Origin of the sequence: Kamptonema animale CS-326 (assembly GCF_028330895.1) — a bacterium.
Lineage (GTDB): Bacteria > Cyanobacteriota > Cyanobacteriia > Cyanobacteriales > Microcoleaceae > Kamptonema > Kamptonema formosum.
In genome coordinates this window covers 1-5,763 of the sequence record NZ_JAQMUA010000140.1, presented here as the reverse complement: position 1 = coordinate 5,763, position 5,763 = coordinate 1, and the positions used below count along the sequence as shown (strand labels likewise).

Here is a 5,763-nt window from a genome sequence, read left to right as displayed (position 1 = left end):
TGTTACAGTTAATCCGACTGCTGACTTGCTAGCAGGTACTGATTATTACGTTGAAATTGCTGCTGGTGCAATTAAAGACTTAGCAGGTAATAATTATGCCGGCACTACAGGCGCAACTGCTTGGAATTTTACCACGGCTGCCGCAACAACCCCCACCGGCACCACTTTGAACCCGACTGATCCTCGAATATATAACTGGAGCCAGCTAGAGGCTTACCTGAACAATAAGAGCATTCCTGTACCTAATGCAGCAAAAACAGTCCTCCAAGAGCTTATAGCAAAGGTCAACCCATTAACCGCTGAATATGAAAACAAAAAACTAACTGTTGCCTATGACGGGAACGTACCTTTCGGTTCCTTCGGAGTCCTTCCCCTCGTCGCAAAGATTGCAAGCGATTTCACAATACCTATAAGCAAACCCAGCGTAACAATATCCAAGCTGAATACGAGCACTCCTACCTACGAATTCACTGGAAAAGTGAACTTTGAGGCAGCAAAAAATGATGGTCAGACGAATTTCTTAGACTTCATTAACGAGCAGCTAAAAATTAAAGAGGTAGAGCTTACAACCGAGGTTGAAACAGGCCCTCTCTCAAAAGTGAGCGTTGGTGCTAATTTAAGCCCCGAAAAACTGACACTTTTGAAGGTCGATCCATTCTCGCTTGAACTCGCTGGTGCTAAATTAAACGTCACGGCAGACGGAACTTCACCCCCTAGTTTCGGCATTGGAGGGAGTTTTGTTCTTAACGGTTACGATCCCACTCAAAATAACGAACCTGAATTAACATTTTCGGGTGGGGTAGAGTTCGATCCAAAATCAATTACTGGTGCGCTTCAACTCACTGCCACTACTCCTTGGAAAAACCCCTTTGGCTTACCTAATTCGGAAATTCGGAATTTAGCATTACAACTGGGTGGAACCTACGCCCCTCCTTGGGTTGATAATGTTGGATTCGTGGGAGATTTGCAGTTTGGGAACTTGGATATCAAGTCCGCTTTCTTTGTGAGTTCCAACGCTCCAAAGAAATTTGCTGTGGAATTAACCGCGAATAAGGCTATCAATATAGTTGACCTTTGGGCTGGACCAGTTGGCTCTTATCTCATCAACCAAGTGGGTGAACAAGTCAATTTTGTCAAGAAGGCAGAATCGTTTTTGAAGGAAACCTTGAATGTCAATATTGTTTCTATCGATGGTCCTGATGCAGATACAGAACTCGATCCACTCCTCAAGCTAGTCCCAGTAAACACAAAAATTGTTGAGACAGAATTAAAACAAGGTCTTGGCATCAATGGTCAGGTAGAGGCTTGGGGAAAAAAAGCTACTCTAAGTCTTAACGCTAATCCCTACAATAAAAGCAACCAAAGTTTAGAGGGAACTTTAAAGATTGATGAAATTGACTGGGAATTTTTGAAGCTTACAGGTGCGGATGGTCCTAACGATAAGACTTTGGATTTTGCACTCAAGGTCAGTCCTACTGAACAATATCTTAAAGGTGATGGGCAACTTGTGATTTTTGGCCAGACCGTTGCTAAAGCGAACGTTGAGTTTACAAGTACGAGTGCCAAAATCAAAAAGTTTCTTTTGAATTTTGGAGTCGTAGCACTAGATATTAACGATTTTTCAGTTGATATTGCCAAGAAGACTGCCAGTGGATCGGGTTCAGTGAAGATTCTGGGGCGGGAAATTGCCGGAGCTAAGATCAATGCTGATAGTAATGGGCTGAAAGTTGAAGGAAAGCTTGACTTATTCGGAGCCTTCTCAATCGAGAACGCAATAATTGATATCAAAGATGCAACTGATATCAAAATCGGAGGGACAGCCAAAATTTTCGGTCGAGAGCTTGCCAATGCCAACATCAGCATCAAGGACGGCAAGCTAAACGTTACAGGTAGTATAGGCGTCGATCTCCCCGTACTTGGCAATATTGGTGCAGATCTTACGATTACCTCGGATGGTAAACCTAGTGGTTCCGAAGTGAAATTAAAGATTCAGGCTGGGAAGCTGGGCGGTAAAGAATATACCCTATCACTCGCTCCTCTGAGAAGTGTCGAAGATTTGTTTGAAGGTGTAATGGGCGATGTTCTGGGTGCAGTCACTCAGGCTGTAAATGTTGCCATTGATGGTGTGGTTAATGGATTTAATAGTGTTTCATCAGGTGTACTCGATACCTTCAATACAGTTGGTAAATTTTTTACCAGTGGGTTTAACAGTGCGCTTAAGTTCTTCGGATTGGGAGGTGGCGACCCGTTGGATAATTCCAATGACGTATGGCTGAATGATCGGATCGACTTGTTTGGTAATGGGAAAGTCGTTTTTGATGGGAACGACTTCTTTGACGCAAAGCATGGTGATGACTATGTTCGAGGTCTAGGTGGAGATGACTGGCTTGTATTGGGGAGTGGCAATGACACAGGAGAAGGTTGGGGTGGCAATGACAGACTCGAAGGTAACGATGGCAACGATAAATTGTCTGGCGATGGGGGAAATGACCTGTTAGAGGGTGCTTGGGGCAGGGACTATCTCTATGGTGGGGATGGTGACGATCTCCTCAAGGGAGATGAAGATATTGATCGCCTGTTCGGTGATAAGGGCAATGACAAACTCCTAGGTGGATTGGACAAAGACACACTTTCTGGTCTAGAGGGAAATGACTGGCTGTCTGGTAACGAGGATAACGATTACCTGTACGGTGATGACGGCAGTGACATTTTACATGGCGATGAGGGCAATGACATTTTATATGGCGGGGGTGGCAACGATCGTATCGATGGTTTCACGGGCGATGATGTGCTTCAGGGTGGGGATGGCGACGACGAGATCCACGGCTACACGGGTTATGACACCCTTGATGGTGGAAATGGCAATGACATTCTCTATGGTCAGGGAGATAACGATTATCTCCGAGGTGGAGATGGGGACGATGTTCTCTATGGCGAAGACAACGGAAAACAGGGACAAAGCTATGACGGTAGCCGGGACAATGACACCCTTGAAGGTGGAAAGGGCAATGATTATCTCTTTGGTGGAAAGGGCAACGATGTTCTCAATGGTGGGGATGGTAAAGATGTTCTCAGTGGTGAGGATGGCAATGACAAACTCTTGGGCGGTTCGGGCGATGACTACCTCGATGGTGCTGACGGGAACGACTCTCTAGACGGTGATACAGGTAATGACACGCTGTTTGGTCGAGGGGGCGATGACTTCCTTGAGGGTTTTAGGGGTAAAGACTACCTCTATGGTGGTGACGGCAACGATACGCTCTATAGTCATGAGGACAATGACATCCTTAAAGGAGAGGGCGGCAATGATTTTCTCACCGCTGGGACTGGTAATGACACTCTGAATGGTGGAGAAGGTAATGACAGTCTAGAGGGCGACGATGGCAACGATTACCTCGATCCTGGGACTGGTAATGATACCATTAACGGTGGCGCTGGCAACGATACCTCGCTCTTGGCCGGCAAGAAGGAAGACTATAAGTTCACGGAGACACCGACGGGATGGCTAATTGTTGCTCCGAATGGCGATGTCAAAATCGTGAGTGGGGTTGAGAATTTCGAGTATAAGTCTGACCCTGTCAGTACCATAACGGAAAAGCTTACGACTGCTCAAGTCAGGAAATACTACAGCAGCCGCGTTATCGACGGTTACATTTCCAACGGTAAAGTGTTCTTCGATGCCAACTTAAACGGGGTGTTGGATGAGGATGAATCCTTTACCATTACGGTGGCAGATGGCAGCTTCGATCTGAACGTAGATATCGAAAAGTTTGATATCAACAAAAACGGCGAACTCGACTACAATGAAGGCCAGTTTGTTCTGATGGGAGGCATGGACATTCTTGGCGGGGTGGATGCTGCAACTGGTTTGCCGATGGCTACACCACTCACTTCTACCCTAGAGTCAACGGTTGTCACCCCGTTAACGACGATTATTGCCGAGTTGGTGCGCCAAGGGACTGACCCAGCAACGGCGGAAACTCAGGTAAAAGCAGCGTTAGGATTGCCCGCAGACGTTAACTTGGGCAGTTATGACCCCCTCGAAGCGATCGCCAAAGAGGACACAAATGGTATATCGGTGTTTGGTTCGATGATTATGGTGCAAAACACCATTGTCCAGACAGCGAAATTCATCGAGGGGGTTTCGGAAACAGCAGTTGCTCAACTCGCATTTAATGGGATTAGTGCGATCGCCAATCAAGCCAAGAGCAGCACTTCTGTAGATTTAGGTAAAACAGAAACCATCTTGGCTATTCTCCAAGCAGCCATTACCAAAGCAGCACAGTCTGACCCCAAAATCAACCCGACACAACTGGTTGCTAGTGCCACTGCTGCCGCTAAAATCATGGCTCTGGGCAATCAAATAGTCAAGGATCTCATTGCTAGTGGTCGCCCCATCAAAGATATTGCCCTTGAAATTACCAAGTTGCAGGCGGTATCTGTAGGTCAAATAGCTGTCGGTTTATCCGATTTGGCTGCGGGAACTGTGACGGTTGAAGAGTTCCTTGCTAACAACACCAAAGAGGCAATTCTGGCTCGGATGGAGAAGGTGAAGGTTAATGACCCCACTGTTCGCCCCACCCTTGAGACGCTCAACCTTCAAGATCTGATCGTTTCAGAAGATCCTACCTCTGAGGAAATCGGCACCACCCCCGGCACCGAAACTGGCACCGAAATCCCAACACCTACTACTTCAGCCCCATCAGAAACACCAATTCCCACGCCAATAACATCAATAACAAATAACATCCCAGACGATGACTGCATCTGCGACAAAATTACCTATCCCGAATTCAATCGACCAAATCAAGTTGAAAACACCATACTCGGTGGCTCGGAAATTTCAATAGACCTCTCCAAAAACGATCAATTCCTTGGCACCAACACTGGCAATATATTCGATGCCAAATCTGGCGATGACAACCTCTATGGTGGCGAGAGTAAAGACATCTTTAACGGCAACCAAGGCAACGACTTCATCACGGGAGGTAAGGGCGATGACATCCTTTATGGAGACGCAGGTAGCGACATTATCCTTGGCGAATTAGGTGACGATTTAATCTTCGGAGGTAAAGGCAATGACTTGCTAAATGGTCGCGAAGGTAATGACATCATTTCGGGCAACAACGATGATGACTTCATTGATGGTGGCAAGAATAATGACATTCTATACGGTGGCAAAGCTAACGACATAATTCTGGGCGGCGAAGGTGATGACAACCTATTTGGACAGAAGGGAAATGATACCATCTGTGGCGGTGTAGGTAATGACTTAATCAGTGGAAATCAACAGGATGATATCTTAGCTGGATGTGAAGGAAATGATACGGTTTACGGAGGTGGAGATAACGATACTCTCACTGGTGGCAAAGGTGACGATCTTCTTGACGGAGGCTTAGGAAATGACAGTTTAATTGGTGGTAGCGGTAACGATGTCTTTGTCTTAAAAGCTGGTCATGGCTTTGATGTCATTGGTGATTTCACCATCGGCCAAGACTTAATTGGATTAGGTGGAGGATTGAGCTTTAGCCAGTTAGAAATGATTGAAAATACTCAGGGAACTATCATCAAAAACCTGTTAACAGGGGAGCAGTTAGCTGTGATGATTGGTGTGAGTAAAACTGCGATTACAGCGGCTAATTTCATGCTGATTTAGGATAGGTTCCCACAGCAAATTTAGTTTAGACAATGCCTAGACCCTTTGTTGCGTGGCCATAGCCTGCCCAATCTCAGCTTCAGGACTTACGCACGATTACGTAACGC

1 protein-coding gene is annotated in these 5,763 nt (G+C 46.1%); it reads left to right on the top strand.

The annotated features are described in order from the left end of the window. Positions 1 to 5,656 (top strand): Ig-like domain-containing protein (locus PN499_RS08490; protein ID WP_272031362.1); only part of this gene is annotated, 5,656 nt, incomplete at its 5' end. Positions 5,657 to 5,763 lie beyond the last annotated feature (107 nt).